The following is a 15,423-nucleotide window of genomic DNA, read 5'->3' as shown; positions in this document are numbered from 1 at the left end:
CCCGGCCCGGCGGGCCGATCCGTCCCCGGGGAGCGACGCCGTACGGGACAATGAGCGACGTGACCGAGCAGCCCGCAACCGCGTTCCAGGTGCATCTGGACGTCTTCGAGGGCCCCTTCGACCTGCTGCTCGGGCTGATCTCCAAGCACAAGCTGGACATCACCGAGGTGTCCCTGCACAAGGTCACGGACGAGTTCATCTCCTATATCCGCTCCCGGGGGCCGGAGTGGGACCTCGACCAGACGAGCCACTTCCTGCTCGTCGCGGCGACCCTCCTGGACCTCAAGGCTGCCCGGCTGCTGCCCACCGGCGAGGTCGAGGACGAGGAGGACCTCGCCCTGCTGGAGGCGCGTGACCTGCTGTTCGCCCGGCTTCTGCAGTACCGGGCGTACAAGGAGGTCGCGAAGATCTTCTCGGCCCGGATGGCCGAGGAGGCGCTGCGCTTCCCCCGGATCGTCCCGATGGAGCAGCGGTTCGCCAGCCTGCTGCCCGAGCTGATCCTCGGCATCGGCCCGGAACGGCTGGCCAAGATCGCCGTCAAGGTCTTCACGCCGAAGACCCCGCCGTCGGTTTCCGTGACCCACATGTACCAACCGCTCGCCAGCGTCCGCGAACAGGCCGCTATCCTTGTCGAGCGGCTCAGGCTGGCCCGCACGGCCACCTTCCGGTCGCTGACCGCCGACTGCGCGGGCACGTACGAGGTCGTCGCGCGTTTCCTGGCCGTCCTGGAGCTGTTCAGGGAGGCAGCTGTCTCCTTCGAGCAGCTGGAGCCCCTCGGCGAGCTCTACGTGACCTGGACCGGCGCCGCCGACGGGGACGTGACCGTCGGCGACGACTACGAAGAGGGCAAGAGGGCCGACGATGAGTCCGAGTGAGTCCGAGCGCGTCGAGGACGCGACGGCCCCGGCCGAGCCCGGCCCCCTCCGATCGGCGATCGAGGCCATCCTCCTCGTCGTGGACGAGCCGGTCGCCGAGGTGACGCTCGCGCAGGTCCTGGAGCGCCCGACCGTAGAGGTCGCGGCCGTCCTGCGCGATCTCGCCGCGGAATACACCGCGGCCGGGCGGGGTTTCGACCTGCGGGAGGTCGGCGGAGGCTGGCGCTTCTACACTCGGGCCGATTACGCCCCCGTGGTGGAGCGCTTCGTCCGGGACGGCCAGCAGGCGCGGCTCACGCAGGCCGCGCTGGAGACCCTCGCCGTGGTCGCCTACCGTCAGCCGGTCAGCCGGGCCAGGGTGGCGGCGGTCCGCGGCGTCAACAGCGACGGGGTCATGCGCACCCTGGTGGCGCGCGGCCTCGTGGAGGAGGCCGGCACCGATCCGGAGAGCCAGGCCGTGCTCTACCGGACAACGAGTTACTTCCTGGAGAGGTTGGGCCTGCGGGACCTCGGCGAACTGCCGGAGCTCGCCCCCTTCCTCCCCGACGATGTGGAAACCCTAGAGGAGCAGAAGTAGTGGACAGCAGGCGTACCCCGTCCGGTGATGGACGCGGTCGGAGCCGGAGCACCGGCGGGCGCGACGGCAGCACGCGAGGCGGATCCCAGGGCGGGTTCCGCGCCGGACGCGGCGGCGGGTTCCGTTCCCAGGCACCCCGTTCTGACAGATACGGCGACCGTGAGCGCCGGAACGACGACGACCGCGGCGGGTCCTTCCGCGCGGGCGACCGCCAGCCCGGTCGGGGCGGCGAGCGCGACGACTCCCGCGGGTTCTCCCGCGACCGCGGCCCCGCCGGGGCCGGCCGGGGCGAGCGGGACTCCTTCCGCGCGGGGCGGTTCGGCCGGTCGGCCGGCGACCGTGACCGTGACCGTGACGTCCGCGATCGGGATTCTCGTGAGTCCCGCGACTTCCGCGATCGCGACCGTGACTTCCGGGACCGTGACCGCGATCGCGGTTCACGTGACCGCGACTTCGGCCGGCGTGACGCCCGTGACCGGGACAGCCGCGACCGGGACGGGCGCGACCGTGAGCCGCGGGACGTCCGGCGCGACGACCGCGAGCGCGACGGGCGCCCGTCCGGATCGCGCGGGCGGTACGGCCGCCCCGAGGGCGAGCGCCGCGACCGCCGTGAGCGCCGCGACGACGTGCAGACCATCGGCCGGACCGGCGGCGGGGAGCGGGGCGGCTCTCGCGGCCGCTTCGGCAAGGACAGCTCGCGCCGTGAGCTGCGCGAGGGCGGGCGCCCCGACTTCCGGGCCAAGCCGGCGGCTGGGCGGCCCGGCGGCCGCGGGGCCGCTGCGGGCGAGAACCCGTTCAAGAGCGCCCGGCAGCCGCTCCGGGACCCGGACTTCTACGAGGCCGGCTACACCGACGAGCGCGACACCACCGAGGTGCCCGGCGGCGACCGGCTGCAGAAGGTCCTCGCCCAGGCGGGCGTGGCCAGCCGCCGCGCCTGCGAGGAGATGATCGGCGACGGCCGCGTCACCGTCGACGGGCAGGTCGTCCGCCGTTTCGGCGCGCGGGTCGATCCGTCCAAGCAGGTCATCCACGTGGACGGCAAGCGCATCCCGACCGCGTCCGACCTCGTCTACTTCGCGCTCAACAAGCCGATCGGCGTGGTGAGCACGATGGAGGACCCCGAGGGACGGCCGTGCCTGCAGGACTTCGTGCAGGATCTCGCCCCGCGTCTCTTCCACGTCGGCCGGCTGGACACCGAGACCGAGGGCCTGCTGCTGTTCACCAACGACGGCGAGCTCGCCCACCGGCTCACCCACCCCAGCTACGGCGTGAAGAAGAAGTACTGGGCGAAGGTCCCGGGCCCCATCCCGCGCGACCTGCACCGGGTGCTGCGCAAGGGCATCGAGCTGGAGGACGGCCTGGCCAAGGTGGACGAGTTCCACATCGTCCAGGAGCACGCCCAGCAGGCGCTGGTCGAGGTGGTCCTGCACGAGGGGCGCAAGCACATCGTCCGCCGCCTGCTGGAGGAGACCGGCCACCGGGTGATCGACCTGGCCCGCATCGAGTTCGGCCCGGTCAAGCTGGGCCGGCTGAAGCCGGGCACGGTCCGCGCGCTCACCCTGCAGGAGGTCGGCGACCTCTACGCGGCGGTCGGCCTGTAGCCTGACCGGACGAAAGACGGCGGCGCCCCCGAGCGGCGGAAAGAGCGGCGGAGCGGGAGCGCGGTGGAACGAGAAGGGGATGACATGGTGCGGGCGATCCGGGGAGCCATCCAGGTCGACGGCAACGATCGCGAGTCGATCCTGGCCGGGACGACCGAGCTGGTGACCGAGGTGATGGCGCGCAACAAGCTCACCACCGACGACGTCATCAGCGTGATCTTCACGGCCACGCCGGACCTGACGGCGGAGTTCCCCGCGCTGGCCGCGCGGAAGCTGGGCTTCCACGACGTGCCGCTGCTGTGCGCGAGCGAGATCGACGTGCCGGGCGCCCTGCCGCGCGTGGTCCGGTTGATGGCCCACGTGGCCACCGACCGGCCGCGGCAGGAGATCCAGCACGTCTATCTCCGGGGCGCGGTCGCCCTCAGGGTCGACATCGCCCAGTAGATCGCCCGGGCCGACGAGGCCGGCCCGGGCCCCCGGGAGGCGGGCACGCCGCTCGGGTGAAGCGAGCACCATAAGTTGGGCCAGGTATCGCAGCCGGAGAGGGCGGCACGGAACGCCTCGGGTACGACGGAGCCTGGCGACAGGGATCTGGACGGGCCTCCCGCGAGCCGAGGCCCTCACGACACGGCACGGTAGGGCAGCATCATGACTCCCATCCAGGACGGCACGATCGGCAGCGTTGTCGTTGTCGGCACCGGTTTGATCGGCACCTCCGTCGCGCTGGCGCTGCGCGAGCACGACGTGCGGGTCTACCTCGCCGACCGCGACCCCGCCGCCGTACGGCTGGCGCGGGAGCTTGGCGCGGGTGAGGAGTGGACGCCCGGCGTCACCGCCGACCTCGCGGTCATCGCCGTGCCGCCCCAGTTCGTCGCCGCGCAGCTGCTCGACCTGCAGAAGAACGGCGCCGCCCGCTGCTACACCGACGTGGCGAGCGTCAAGGCGCTCCCGGTGAGCGAGGCGGAGGAGCTCGGGTGCGACCTGGCCACGTTCGTGCCGGGCCATCCGCTGGCCGGGCGCGAGCGGTCGGGACCCGCCGCCGCCCGGGCCGACCTGTTCCTGGGCCGTCCCTGGGCGCTGTGCCCCAATTCCGGCACGTCGGCGGACGCCGTACGGACCGTGCGGGAGCTGGTGGCGCTGTGCGGCGGGAACGCCGTCACGGTGAACGCCGCCGAGCACGACCGGGCGGTGGCCGTCATCTCCCACGCCCCGCACGTGACCGCGGCGGCCGTGGCGGCGCGGCTGGCCGAGGCGTCGGAGACGGCGCTCGGGCTGTCCGGGCAGGGCGTGCGCGACGTCACCCGCATCGCGGCGGGCGACCCCGGGCTGTGGACCGGCATCTTGTCCGGCAACGCCGTACCGGTGGCCGAGGTGCTCGAACGTGTGGCCGCCGACCTCGCCGCCGCCGCGCGCTCGCTGCGCGGCCACGCGGGGGAGGGCACGGCCGTCTCCGAGGTGACCGACCTGCTGACCCGCGGCGTGGTGGGCACCGGGCGGATCCCCGGCAAGCACGGCGGCCCGGCCCGTACTTATACGGTCGTCCAGGTCGTGATCGGCGACCGGCCGGGCGAGCTGGCCCGGCTGGTGCAGGCCGCGGGCGAGACCGGGGTCAACATCGAGGACATCCGGCTGGAGCACGCGCCGGGGCTGCCTCTCGGTGCCGCCGAGCTGTACGTCCAGCCGGAGGCGGCGGCCGGGCTGGCCGAGGCGCTGCGCGCCCGCGGCTGGCAGGTGCCCTGACGCGGGGCCGACCTCCGGCGTCGTGGCCGCCTCGTGATCGTTGGCGCTCGCCGCCGATGCGCGGGGGATCGGCGAGTGCCGGTACTCTCGGGGGCGGACAACGGCAGAGTGCATCTTGACGCGCTCTTGAGGCAGAGGAGCGATCGTGTCGGGTCTGGTCGTCGCGATGGACGGGCCTTCCGGGTCGGGTAAGTCGAGTGCGTCGCGCGGCGTCGCGCGGGCGCTGGGGCTGCGTTACCTCGACACCGGCGCGATGTACCGCGCGGTCACCTGGTGGATGCTCCAGCAGGGGGTCGACCTGGCGGACGCGGACGCGATGGCGAGCCGGGCGGGCGACCCGCGGCTGGTCATGAGCACCGACCCGGACGCCCCGGGCGTCACGGTGGACGGCGTCGACGTGAACGGTCCGATCCGCGAAGCCGCGGTCACCGGGGCGGTGTCCGCGGTGAGCGCCGTCCCCGAGGTGCGCGCCCGGCTGGTCGCACTGCAGCGCGAGATCATCGCCGGGGCGCTCGCCTCCGGCGGCATCGTCGTGGAGGGGCGCGACATCGGCACGGTGGTGGCCCCGGACGCCGCGGTCAAGGTCTTCCTGACCGCCAGCGCCGAGGCCCGCGCCGCCCGCCGTACGGCCGAGCTGAACGGCACCACGGTGGCGGCGCAGAAGGTCGAGATGGCGCGGCGGGACAGACTGGACTCAACCCGGCGGGCGGACCCGCTGGCCAAGGCGGCGGACGCCGTCGAACTGGACACGACGCCGCTGGACCTCGACGAGGTGATCGCCGAGGTGCTGCGGCTGGTCAAGGAACGAGCCTGATCGCCGAAAGGGCCGGGATCCCCGGCCCTGACGGGCAGGAGGGCACGAAGCGAACCTGATCCTCTCCGGATCGGGAGAGGAAGCGATGAGCAGGGACGTGACGGGGGAATACGGAGACGAGGCCGGCTGGATCGAGGCCGAGCTCGCCGATCTCGCCGCAGACGAGGCCGAGGAGGCGCCCGACACCGGGCCGCTGCCGGTCGTGGCCGTGGTCGGCCGGCCCAACGTGGGCAAGTCCACGCTGGTCAACCGGATCATCGGCCGCCGCGAGGCGGTCGTCGAGGACGTGCCGGGTGTCACCCGGGACCGGGTCACCTATGAGGCGACCTGGCGGGGGCGCCGGTTCACCCTGGTCGACACGGGCGGCTGGGACCCGGACGCCACGGGCATGGCGCTCCGCATCGCCGAGCAGGCGCAGATCGCGGCCGAGCTGGCCGACGTGATCCTGTTCGTGGTGGACGCCAGTGTCGGCGTGACCGACTCCGACGAAGCGGTCGGCGCCGTGCTGCGGCGGGCCGGCAAGCCGGTCGTGCTGGCCGCCAACAAGGTGGACAACCAGCTCATGGAGCTGGAGGCGGCCGGGCTGTGGTCGCTCGGCCTGGGCGAGCCGCAACCGGTGTCGGCGCTGCACGGCCGGTCCAGCGGCGACCTGCTCGACGTGGTGCTCGACGCGCTGCCCGAGACGCCGCCGCAGACATTCGGCGCGCAGAGCGGCCCGCGCCGGGTCGCCCTGCTGGGCAAGCCCAACGTCGGCAAGTCGTCCCTGCTGAACAAGGTGGCGGGCGAGGAGCGGGTCCTGGTGGACCCGATGGCCGGCACGACCCGCGACCCGGTGGACGAGCTGGTCGAGCTGGGCGGCCGGACGTACCGCTTCGTCGACACGGCCGGCATCCGCCGCCGCGACCGCGAGCTCAAGGGCGCCGACTTCTACGCGGCGATGCGCACGCGGGCCGCGCTGGAGCGCTCGGAGGTCGCGGTCGTGCTGATCGACGCCTCGGACACGCTGACCGAGCAGGACCTGCGTATCATCAGCCTGGTGATCGAGTCCGGCCGCTGCATGGTCGTCGCGTTCAACAAATGGGACCTGGTCGACGAGGACCGGCGCTACTACCTGGAGAAGGAGATCGACCGGCAGCTTGTCCGCACGCCGTGGGCGCTGCGGGTCAACATCTCCGCCAAGACGGGCCGGCACGTCGAGAAGCTCACTCCGGCGATCGAGCGCGCGCTCGACTCCTGGGGGACGCGGGTGCCCACCGCGCGGCTCAACCAGTTCCTCACCGAGCTGGTGCAGGCCACGCCGCCCCCGGTGCGCGGCGGCAAGCAGCCCAAGATCCTGTTCGCGACCCAGGCGTCCAGCGAGCCGCCGAAGTTCGTGCTGTTCACCTCCGGCTTCCTGGAGGAGACCTACCGCCGGTTCATCGAGCGCCGGATCCGCGAGGAGTTCGGCTTCGCCGGGTCTCCGATCGAGGTCACGATGAAGATCCGGGAGAAGCGCAAGGGCAAGTGACCCCTTCGGTGCGCCCCGCCGCCGACACCGGCGGGGGCGCCGAGCCGGTTGGTAGGGCTGGCCCTACCAACCGGACGCCGGTGGGCAGGCTCGTCCGCCGGTCCGGAAAATCCTAGTTTGATTGACATGCGACGTTCTCTGCGCCGGCTCACCGCCGACACCGCCTACCTGCTGATCGGTTTCCCCCTCGCGGTCGCCGTCTTCTGCGTGCTCATCGTCGGAATCTCGGCCGGCCTGGGGACGGCGGTGACGCTGCTCGGCATCCCGGTGCTCGCCGTCACTCTGCTCGGGGTCCGCACTTTCGGTGACATCGAGCGGGTGCGGATCAGCGGCGTGCTCGGCAAGCCGGTGTCCCGGCCGCGTTACCCGGAGGCGCCCGCGGGTGCCGGCTGGCTGCGCCGTACGGCCAACCCGATCCTGAGCGGCCAGTCCTGGCTGGATGCGCTGCACGCGCTCCTGATCTTCCCCGTGGCGATCGGGACGTTCGTCCTGACCGTCGTCTGGTGGGCGTTGGCGCTGGTCGGCCTGCTGTACCCCCTCTACGGCGGGATCACCTCCAACATCCCGGGCAACCATCAGCTCCCCGAACTGCTCGGGCTCGGGACGGGATACGTCACCGACAGCGTCTTCTACGTCATCCTCGGGCTCGTCTTCGCGATCACCCTCGCCCCGGTCATGCGCGGCTGTGCCGTACTGCAGGCGTCGCTGGGCCGGACGCTGCTGAGCGGGGTGGCGGAGCTGCAGGAGCGCATCGAGGGGCTGACCGAGGGCCGCAACGCGGCCGTCCACGCGGAGGCGGACGCGCTGCGCCGGCTGGAGCGCGACATCCACGACGGGCCGCAGCAGCGCCTGGTGCACCTGGCGATGGAGCTGTCCCGGGCGCAGCGGGAGCTGCAGCGGGACGCGTCCGCGGCGCACGAGACCATCGGCCAGGCGATCACCGCGACCCGGGACACCCTCGACGAGCTGCGGGCGCTCTCCCGCGGCATCGCCCCGCCGATCCTCGCCGACCGGGGGCTGGCCCCCGCGCTGGCCGCCCTGGCCAGCCGGTGCACCGTACCGGTGGAGCTGGACGTGCAGGTCGAGGAGCGGTTCCCGGCGCTGGTGGAGAACACCGTGTACTTCCTGACCGCCGAGGCGCTCACCAACGTGGCCAAGCACAGCCGGGCCACCACCTGCGCGGTGTCCCTCATGAGGGTCGGGGACTCGCTGCTGCTCACCATCGGCGACGACGGGGTCGGCGGCGCGCACGTCGCCAAGGGGCACGGCCTGGCCGGGCTGGCCGACCGGGTCCGCGTGGTCGAGGGTGAACTGACCGTAAACTCGCCGGCCGGTGGGCCGACGATGATCATCGCGGAGGTGCCGTGCGCGTAGTCGTGGCGGATGACGCCGTCCTGATCCGGGCGGGCCTGGTCCGCCTCCTCGAGGAGTTCGGCTGCGAGGTGGTGGCGGCGGTCGGCTCGGGCGAGGATCTCGTGCGGGCCGTCGTCGAGCTGCGGCCGGACGTCTCCGTCGTGGACGTGCGGATGCCGCCGTCCTTCACCGACGAGGGGCTGCGGGCCGCCGTCGAGGTCCGGCAGAAGGTGCCCGGCACGCCGGTGCTGATCCTCTCCCAGTACGTCGAGGTCTCCTACGCCGACGACCTGCTGGCCGACGCCCGGGGCGCGGTCGGCTACCTGCTGAAGGACCGGGTCGTCGACGTCGAGGAGTTCATGGAGGGGCTGCGCCGCGTCGCCGGGGGCGGCACCGTCTTCGACCCGCAGGTGGTCTCCCAGCTCATGGTGCGCCGCCGCAGGGACGACCCCCTGGCCTCGCTCACCCCGCGTGAGCGCGAGGTGCTCGGCCTGATGGCGGAGGGCAGGTCCAACCCGGCGATCAGCCGCCAGCTCGTGGTCACCGAGGGCGCGGTCGAGAAGCACGTGCGCGGCATCTTCCAGAAGCTCGGCCTGTACGCCGAGGACACCGACCAGCACCGCCGTGTCCTGGCGGTGCTGGCCTACCTGCGCTCCTGAGCCGCCGTCAGGCGCGTGCGGCCGCGGGCGTGGCGGCGACGGCTCCCTTTGCGAGCGCCCGCGCCCGGTGGACCAGGACGGCGGTGACGCCGAGGACGGCGACCCCCACGAGGGAGTGGAACCCGAGGACGATCAGCCCGCCCGTGGTGCTCCGTTCGTCGGTGTGTCCGGCCATCTCGGCGAGTGAGAAGACGACGAAGAGCTGGATCGCGACCAGCGCGAACGGCGTGATCGACAGGGTGACCAGCCGGGCGCCGGCCCGGGCGATCGCCGCGACGATCGTGGTCAGCAGCGACAGCAGCGGGATGACCAGCTCGCCGACGATGATGTGGTAATCGATCAACGCGCCGGCCGATCCCGGCAGCGGCGCCGGCCGCTCGAACGCGCCGAACGTGACGAGGTAGAAGAGGACGAGCACGGTGACCAACTGGACCACCGTGCAGCCGTAGTAGACCTTGCGCATGGGGCTCCTCGGATGAGTGGAACGGGGCCCCGGGGGTTCGTGCGGACGGGGCGATCGCGCTCATCCTGCGCCGCGCCGTGTCCCGTCCGCACGGGTGCGACGTCCCTCCGGACCGGGAGGGATTCCGGGCCGTCCCGGGATCGTCCGGGGCCGGCTACGGTCGCCTGGCGGCCCGGCGGGGGAGAAGCAGGGCCCACAGCGCGCCCGCGGCGCACAGCACCGCGGTGATCAGGAAGATCTCGGTGTACTCCGCGTGCAGCGCCGAGTGCACCTTGGCCGTGTACTCGGCGAGCCTCCGGGCGTACTCGGCGGCGTCCACCCCGATCGGGAGCGGCGTGTCGAGGTGGGCGGTGAGCGACTGGAACCGGTGGAAGCCCCACGCGGACAGCGCGGCCACCCCCAGCAGCATGCCCATCATCCGGGCCACCACGACCGCCGCCGAGGCGACGCCGTGCCGCGCGGCCGGCACGACCCGCAGCACCGCGGAGGACACCGGCGCGACGACCAGGCCGAGCCCGAGCCCGGCGACGACCAGGTCGACGTCCATGCGCGAGCCCGCCGAGGCGAGGTCCAGCGGCCACTGGGAGATCCGCACGTAGCCGACGGAGGCGACGGCCAGGCCGCACGCGGCGACCGCGCGCTCGCCGAACCTCCCCGCCAGCAGGCCGCCGAGCAGCGCGGCGACGGCCAGCGCGACGAGGAACCGGGTCAGGACGAGCGCGCCGCCCACCGTGTCCAGGCCGAGCAGGGTCTGCGCGGTGAACTGCACGTCCACCAGCGTGACCAGCAACGCGGCGCCGGCGAGGAAACTCACGCCGAGAGTCGCGATCACCGGTCGCCGCGCCGTCCCCGACAGGTCGAGCAGCCGGACCGGCGAGCGGGCCTCCCAGGCGGCGAACGCCGCCGCCGCGACCAGCCCGGCCACCACGCACGGCACGCCCCACGGCGGGAGCACGCCGCTGTCGGGCGAGGGGTTGTACAGGCCGGCGACGAGCAGCCCGAGGGCCGCGGCGAGGAGCAGGCCGCCGATGACGTCGACCCTGGCCCCGCCGTACGGCGCCCGGCCGCTGGGAACGCCGCGCTGGACGGCCACCGCGGCGAGGGCGGCCAGCGGGATGTTGACCCAGAAGATGAGCCGCCACCCGCCGGTCGGCAGGCCCAGCCAGGCCGTACCGGCGGGGATCAGCGAGGCGAGGGCCACGCCGTACAGGGGGCCGAGGACGCTGCCGAGCTCCTGCGCGGCGCCCACCGCGCCCAGCGCCGCGGGGCGGGAACGTTCCTCCCACAGGTCGCCGATGAGCGCCATCGTGATCGGGAGCAGCGCGCCGCCCGCGACGCCCTGGAGCGCGCGGCCCACGACCAGCATGGGCACGTCCCCGGCCAGCGCGGTGACCAGCGAGCCGGCGGCGAACCCGGCCAGGCAGGCGTGGATGAGGGGACGCCTGCCGTACCGGTCGGACAGCCCGCCGAGCAGCGGCATCGCGGCGACGTAGCCGAGCAGGAACCCGGTCACGATCGGCGTGGCCCGCTCCAGGTGGTTCAGCGGGACCCCGGCGTCCCTGGCGACGTCGATGAGCACGGTGACCACGACGTACGCGTCGAGCGCGGCGAGCAGTACGGCGGTGCCGCCGACGCCGAGCGCGATCCTGCGGGCGGTGGGCGCGGGGGCGGCGGCGGGCACGGCGTCCGGCGAGGGGGAGGCGGTCATGCGGTCAGGACGCCGGCGGCGTGATCGTCACCGGCGCGTCGTAGTCGGAGAGGTTCACGACGACCTTGCCTCCGGTGAGCGGGAGGTCCATCTTGAGCAGCCGTCCGGTGGCCTTGTCGAGCCAGACGGTGCCGTTGACGCCCTGCGCGATGCCGGGGATCAGCTTGGCCAGGATCTGCTGGGAGAGCGTGACCGGGACGCGGTAGGCGTCCGTGCCCGCGACCTTCTCGACGGCCTCGGTCCGCGCGTCGACGGCGCCGGACAGCAGCGCGGGCAGCCCGGTCAGCACGGCGGAGGGGTCGTAGAGCGCGGCGAGCTCCTCGCGGGTCATCCGCTGGAAGCCGCCGGTCGGGCCCTTGAAGTGAACCGCGTCCCCGACCAGGACGAACTCCAGCTCCTGGAGTGAGCCCATGATGTCGATCTGGAGGATGCCCTTCGCGTCGCCCTCTTTGGTGAGGCTGCCCTCGGCGTGCTTGACCGTCACAGACGGATTGCCCTCGGTCGCGATGGTGAACGCGACCGTCTTGACCGCCGCCATCGCCGTGGCGGCCTTCTTCATCAGGTCGGGCCCGGCGGGCAGGCCGGCCTCCGCCGACCCCCCGCAGGCCGGCACCAGGAGGACGGCGAGGACGAGCCAGACGGTGCCTGCCAGGCGTCGTGTCAGGAGTCTTGTCACACGCGGATCGTAGCGATCGGGGCCGCGCCCGGCGCGGGGTCGCGACGTATCGGTTTGGCACCATGCCCGACTGCGGCCGGCATATCCGGCATACGGCCCACGCAGGGCCTACCGGGGGTCGGCCAGCATCGGAACGAAAAGCCGCGCCGGCGGGCTCGGCCGAGTTGAGTGAGCGCGGATGCTCGTTCCGATGCGTCTGAGCTGGGTCTTCGGGTTGGTGTCCTACTTTCTTGGGCTATGCCAGTTGTGTTCTTGAGTGATGAGGAAGCCTCCGCCCAGCCGGTGTCGGTGCGCGTCGCGCCGGGCGAGTTACGAGATTTCCCGGGCGATTCCATCGGCCGCGGACCGTTCGATGGCGGCGAGGAGCCGGTGGTGGCGCAGGGCGGTCTCGAAACTGGGGTGCGGCTGCCGGGCTTCGGCGATGGCCTGGGCGACCTCCTGGTAAAGGGCCGCGATGTTGGCCGGCGGGCCGGACGGGACGCCGGCGGGGACGGTGCGATAGGTGTCGGGCACGGTGAGGACCTCGTCTCCGATCCTGATGTCCCAGTCGCCCCAGTGGATGAACATCCCGGGCTGGGCCGGGGTGGCGGTCAACGTCCCGTCGCTGCCGACGAGCTTGAGAAAGAACCCGCCCTGGGTTGGCCCGCTGCCGCCGTGCACGGCGACGGAGGCGGTGGCGCCGCTCGTCAGCACTCCGTGCAGCAGCACGTGGCTGGGCGTGGAGTTGGGCACGGTCCGCTCCGTCCCGGCGACCAGCACGCGGTCGTGCGTGCGGGGCAGTCGTGCGGAGACTTCGGCCAGCGGGCCCGCGATCCGTTCGAGTGTGGCCAGGAAGTGGCCGGCCATGATGGTCAGGATGTTGGTTCCCTCCGAGGGGTCGAGGCCGAACACCAGGTTCGGCCAGATTCGACTGCCGCCCCAGGGCGCGCCCTCCGCTACCAGCGCGACCGATTCGAGGGTGCCGATCCGGCCCTCGGCCAGGAGGTCGGCAGCGAAGCGGGCGCTCGGGGAGTGGTGGCCCTGGAGGACGACCGCGTGGACGACGCCTGCGGCGGTGGCGGCCTCGGTCAGCTCGTTCGCCTCGTCGGAGTCGACGCCCAGCGGCCACTCGGACACGACGTGCTTGCCGGCGTTGAGCGCGGCCCTGATCACGGCGGCATGCCCGGAGGCTTTCACCGAGACGACGACCAGGTCGACGTCGGGGTGCGCGGCGAGCTCGCCTGCGTCGGCGAAGGCGTGCCGTACGCCGTGGGCGGCGGCCGCCCGGTCCGCGCTGGCCTGATTGGTGGTCGCGACCGCGATCACGTCGAACGCCTCAAGCGCGGCGAGTGCGGGTAGGTGCGAGCCGTCCGCCCAACCGCTGGCCCCGACAACTCCGACTCGGATCATGCGTCACCCCTTAGTTATGTACCTTCCGGTATAAAACTAGGGTGGTGCGACGCTCCCGCGCAAGAGGTAATGTACTGATAGGTATAAAACTTGGGAGAGAGCTCGGAGGACGGCATGCCCGGCGGACGCCCACGCTCGTTCGACGCGGGCACCGCACTCGACCGCGCGCTGGAGGTGTTCTGGCGGTACGGCTACGAGGGCACCTCGCTGACCGACCTGACCGCCGCGATGGGCATCAACAAGCCCAGCCTCTATGCCGCCTTCGGCAACAAGGAGGAACTGTTCGGCAAGGTCCTCGCCCGCTACCTCGACGGCCCCGGCGCCTACACCGTCGACGCGCTGGACGCGCCCACCGGCCGCGAGGCCATCGAGCGGCTGATCCGCGGAGCCGTGGACCTGACCGCGGGCGAGAACACGCCCCACGGCTGCCTGTGCGTCAACAGCGTGCACGCCTGCGGACCCGACGCGCACGCCGTGCGCCAGGACGCCATCGCGGTGCGCAAAGCCGGTGAGGCAGCGCTGCGCAGGCGGCTGGAGCGGGCCACCGATCTACCCTCCCGCTACGAACCGGCCGCCCTGGCCGCACTCGTCCACACGATCTCCGACGGCATCGCTGTCCAGGCGGCAGCCGGCCGTAGCCACGACGAGCTGCGACAGATCGGTGACTTGGCACTGCGCGCCCTGCTGGACTGAAAGCCCTCAGACCACCGCCGCGTCGCGTCCCGAGGCCCCCTGCCAGGCACGCAGAACGATCAGTCGTTCCCATGCCGCCGGGCGGCGACGGTCAGGAGGCCTTTCCGGAGCGGACCCGCTGGAGGTGGGCCACGATCGGGGTGTAGATCGTCTCAAGGGCGGTGACCTGGTCGGCGGTGAGCCGGTCGATGAAGTGGTGGCGCACGCCCGCCACGTGGTTCAGCGCGACCCGCTGGATGGTCTCCCAGCCCAGGGCGGTGAGCACGGCGAACGTGCCGCGCCGGTCGTCCTCGCAGTGCTCCCTCGTCACCAGCCCGGCCGCCTCCATGCGGGATATCTGGTGGGAGAGCCTGCTGCGCGACTGCACGGTGGCGTCGGCGAGGTCGCTCATGCGCATCCGGCGCCCGGGGCTCTCCGAGAGGTTGACCAGGATCTCGTAGTCGTTCAGCGACAGACCGGCCTCGTGGAGCTCGCGGTCGAGCTGGTGGGACAGCAGCCGGTGAACGGTCAGGTGCGTGCGCCAGGCCCGCTGCTCCTGAGGGGTGAGCCAGCGAGGGTCGTCCATGCCGACCAGCATAAGATCACGCCGCCCCGTGTCCCGCGACGAGGGCACACGCGGCACGACCCGAGGAGTCGGGTCACACCCGGGCTGCGGCCCGGCCGCCGAGGAGCCGCAGCCGGCCGGGGCTGTCGGTGATCGCGCCCGCGATGACGCTGCCCGCCGTCCACTCGAGCAGGTGCCTGCCCTCCCACTCCAGGGTGGCGGCGTCGTCGTCGAACGGCAGGCCGGACAGGTCGGTCTCCCGCAGCTGGTCGAGGGTGAGCTCGCCCCGCTTCACCAGGGCCTCCTTGCGCACCCACTGCCGGATGAGCTTGCGGTTGTCCCGTCCCACCAGGTGGGCCTCGGCCGGGCTGAGCGCGACGGCGGCCAGGCTCTGGTCGGCCGGACCCTCCGTGGCGTGCTCGGCGTCCACGCCGACCCGGCCGTGCCCCACCGCGGCGCACACGTACCCCCTGGTGTGGGACATGCTCACGGACAGGTCCGGCTCCTCCGCGAACCCCGGCCGGCCGTGCGGCCCGCCGCACTGCTCGCAGCGCTGCACCAGCGTGAGCAGGCAGGCGCGGGTGCCGAGGAACTCGGCCGCGCAGTGCCGTACGAGAAGGTGGGCGGCGACGAAGTCGAGCCGGTCCTGCTCGCGGTTGAAGCGGTCGGCGCGGGCACGCTCGGCGTCCGTGAGCGTCCCCCCGACCATGTCGAGGACCTCGTCGGTGTGGCCGGCGAAGATCAGGGGGGAGCGCACGGCCTCACCTTATTCGAGCATTGTGACCAACGCGTAAATCGCAGGCGTCCTGTTCGGCCGGGCCGGG

General features: G+C 72.8%; 16 protein-coding genes. 10 read left to right on the top strand and 6 right to left on the bottom strand.

Features of this window, described 5'->3' with window-relative positions; translation table 11 throughout:
- The first annotated feature begins 59 nt into the window (after positions 1–59).
- From ACQP1V_RS29615 to ACQP1V_RS29575, 9 genes are all read left to right on the top strand, one after another.
- A complete protein-coding gene (locus tag ACQP1V_RS29615; RefSeq protein ID WP_245658156.1) occupies positions 60–875 on the top strand; it encodes a segregation and condensation protein A in 816 nt (271 codons plus the stop codon).
- Positions 862–1,452 (top strand): SMC-Scp complex subunit ScpB, encoded by a 591-nt coding sequence (gene scpB / locus ACQP1V_RS29610; RefSeq protein WP_067128708.1) that lies wholly within the window; start codon positions 862–864, stop codon positions 1,450–1,452. The genes ACQP1V_RS29615 and scpB overlap by 14 nt, the downstream gene beginning before the upstream one ends.
- Positions 1,452–3,053, top strand: coding sequence for a pseudouridine synthase (locus ACQP1V_RS29605; RefSeq protein ID WP_433413328.1), 1,602 nt, complete (start codon positions 1,452–1,454; stop codon positions 3,051–3,053). Before scpB ends, ACQP1V_RS29605 begins: the two co-directional genes overlap by 1 nt.
- Positions 3,054–3,137: 84 nt before the next feature.
- A complete protein-coding gene (gene aroH / locus ACQP1V_RS29600; protein ID WP_066946862.1) occupies positions 3,138–3,497 on the top strand; it encodes a chorismate mutase in 360 nt (119 codons plus the stop codon).
- 204 nt (positions 3,498–3,701) lie between these two features.
- A complete protein-coding gene (locus ACQP1V_RS29595) occupies positions 3,702–4,793 on the top strand; it encodes a prephenate dehydrogenase (protein WP_433413327.1) in 1,092 nt (363 codons plus the stop codon).
- A gap of 166 nt (positions 4,794–4,959) precedes the next feature.
- On the top strand, positions 4,960–5,607 hold the full coding sequence (gene cmk / locus ACQP1V_RS29590; protein WP_387408970.1) for a (d)CMP kinase: 648 nt from the start codon (positions 4,960–4,962) through the stop codon (positions 5,605–5,607).
- Positions 5,608–5,692: 85 nt separating this feature from the next.
- Positions 5,693–7,114, top strand: a complete 1,422-nt coding sequence (der, locus tag ACQP1V_RS29585) for a ribosome biogenesis GTPase Der (protein WP_067128714.1) — start codon at positions 5,693–5,695, stop codon at positions 7,112–7,114.
- A gap of 126 nt (positions 7,115–7,240) precedes the next feature.
- Entirely contained in the window at positions 7,241–8,488 is a 1,248-nt protein-coding gene (locus tag ACQP1V_RS29580; RefSeq protein ID WP_433413326.1) for a sensor histidine kinase, read from the top strand.
- Positions 8,479–9,126: a response regulator gene (locus ACQP1V_RS29575; protein ID WP_067128719.1), complete on the top strand. Its 648-nt coding sequence runs from the start codon at positions 8,479–8,481 to the stop codon at positions 9,124–9,126. Before ACQP1V_RS29580 ends, ACQP1V_RS29575 begins: the two co-directional genes overlap by 10 nt.
- A gap of 7 nt (positions 9,127–9,133) precedes the next feature.
- On the opposite strand, the gene ACQP1V_RS29570 is transcribed toward ACQP1V_RS29575, so the two are convergent.
- The 4 genes from ACQP1V_RS29570 to ACQP1V_RS29555 form a co-directional block, all read right to left on the bottom strand.
- On the bottom strand, positions 9,134–9,589 hold the full coding sequence (locus ACQP1V_RS29570; RefSeq protein ID WP_433413325.1) for a hypothetical protein: 456 nt from the start codon (positions 9,587–9,589) through the stop codon (positions 9,134–9,136).
- 154 nt (positions 9,590–9,743) lie between these two features.
- Complete coding sequence (locus ACQP1V_RS29565) at positions 9,744–11,297, bottom strand: MFS transporter (protein ID WP_433413324.1); 1,554 nt, start codon at positions 11,295–11,297, stop codon at positions 9,744–9,746.
- A 4-nt stretch (positions 11,298–11,301) separates the two neighbouring features.
- Complete coding sequence (locus tag ACQP1V_RS29560) at positions 11,302–11,973, bottom strand: LppX_LprAFG lipoprotein (protein ID WP_433413323.1); 672 nt, start codon at positions 11,971–11,973, stop codon at positions 11,302–11,304.
- Positions 11,974–12,282: 309 nt separating this feature from the next.
- Entirely contained in the window at positions 12,283–13,362 is a 1,080-nt protein-coding gene (locus ACQP1V_RS29555; protein WP_433413322.1) for a Gfo/Idh/MocA family protein, read from the bottom strand.
- Between the two features lie 90 nt (positions 13,363–13,452).
- On the opposite strand from ACQP1V_RS29555, the gene ACQP1V_RS29550 reads away from it, so the two are divergent.
- Entirely contained in the window at positions 13,453–14,055 is a 603-nt protein-coding gene (locus tag ACQP1V_RS29550; protein WP_433413321.1) for a TetR/AcrR family transcriptional regulator, read from the top strand.
- 91 nt (positions 14,056–14,146) lie between these two features.
- On the opposite strand, the gene ACQP1V_RS29545 is transcribed toward ACQP1V_RS29550, so the two are convergent.
- Positions 14,147–14,620 carry a MarR family winged helix-turn-helix transcriptional regulator gene (locus tag ACQP1V_RS29545; protein ID WP_433413319.1) on the bottom strand — a complete coding sequence of 158 codons (474 nt, stop codon included), beginning with the start codon at positions 14,618–14,620 and terminating at the stop codon, positions 14,147–14,149.
- 73 nt (positions 14,621–14,693) lie between these two features.
- On the bottom strand, positions 14,694–15,356 hold the full coding sequence (locus tag ACQP1V_RS29540; protein WP_433215241.1) for a 4'-phosphopantetheinyl transferase family protein: 663 nt from the start codon (positions 15,354–15,356) through the stop codon (positions 14,694–14,696).
- Positions 15,357–15,423: the final 67 nt, after the last annotated feature.

It is taken from the genome of Microtetraspora malaysiensis (assembly GCF_050947145.1).
In the GTDB taxonomy this organism is placed as follows: domain Bacteria; phylum Actinomycetota; class Actinomycetes; order Streptosporangiales; family Streptosporangiaceae; genus Microtetraspora_A; species Microtetraspora_A malaysiensis.
Note: the sequence above shows the minus strand (reverse complement) of the source record. Positions and strands in the feature narration are given on the sequence as shown.

Coding starts and splice junctions, on each gene's coding strand:
- scpB (WP_067128708.1), top strand. CDS start 862: ATGAGTCCGAGTGAGTCCGAGCGCGTCGAGGACGCGACGGCCCCGGCC.
- aroH (WP_066946862.1), top strand. CDS start 3,138: ATGGTGCGGGCGATCCGGGGAGCCATCCAGGTCGACGGCAACGATCGC.
- ACQP1V_RS29595 (WP_433413327.1), top strand. CDS start 3,702: ATGACTCCCATCCAGGACGGCACGATCGGCAGCGTTGTCGTTGTCGGC.
- cmk (WP_387408970.1), top strand. CDS start 4,960: ATGGACGGGCCTTCCGGGTCGGGTAAGTCGAGTGCGTCGCGCGGCGTC.
- der (WP_067128714.1), top strand. CDS start 5,693: ATGAGCAGGGACGTGACGGGGGAATACGGAGACGAGGCCGGCTGGATC.
- ACQP1V_RS29580 (WP_433413326.1), top strand. CDS start 7,241: ATGCGACGTTCTCTGCGCCGGCTCACCGCCGACACCGCCTACCTGCTG.
- ACQP1V_RS29570 (WP_433413325.1), bottom strand. CDS start 9,589: ATGCGCAAGGTCTACTACGGCTGCACGGTGGTCCAGTTGGTCACCGTG.
- ACQP1V_RS29565 (WP_433413324.1), bottom strand. CDS start 11,297: ATGACCGCCTCCCCCTCGCCGGACGCCGTGCCCGCCGCCGCCCCCGCG.
- ACQP1V_RS29555 (WP_433413322.1), bottom strand. CDS start 13,362: ATGATCCGAGTCGGAGTTGTCGGGGCCAGCGGTTGGGCGGACGGCTCG.
- ACQP1V_RS29545 (WP_433413319.1), bottom strand. CDS start 14,620: ATGGACGACCCTCGCTGGCTCACCCCTCAGGAGCAGCGGGCCTGGCGC.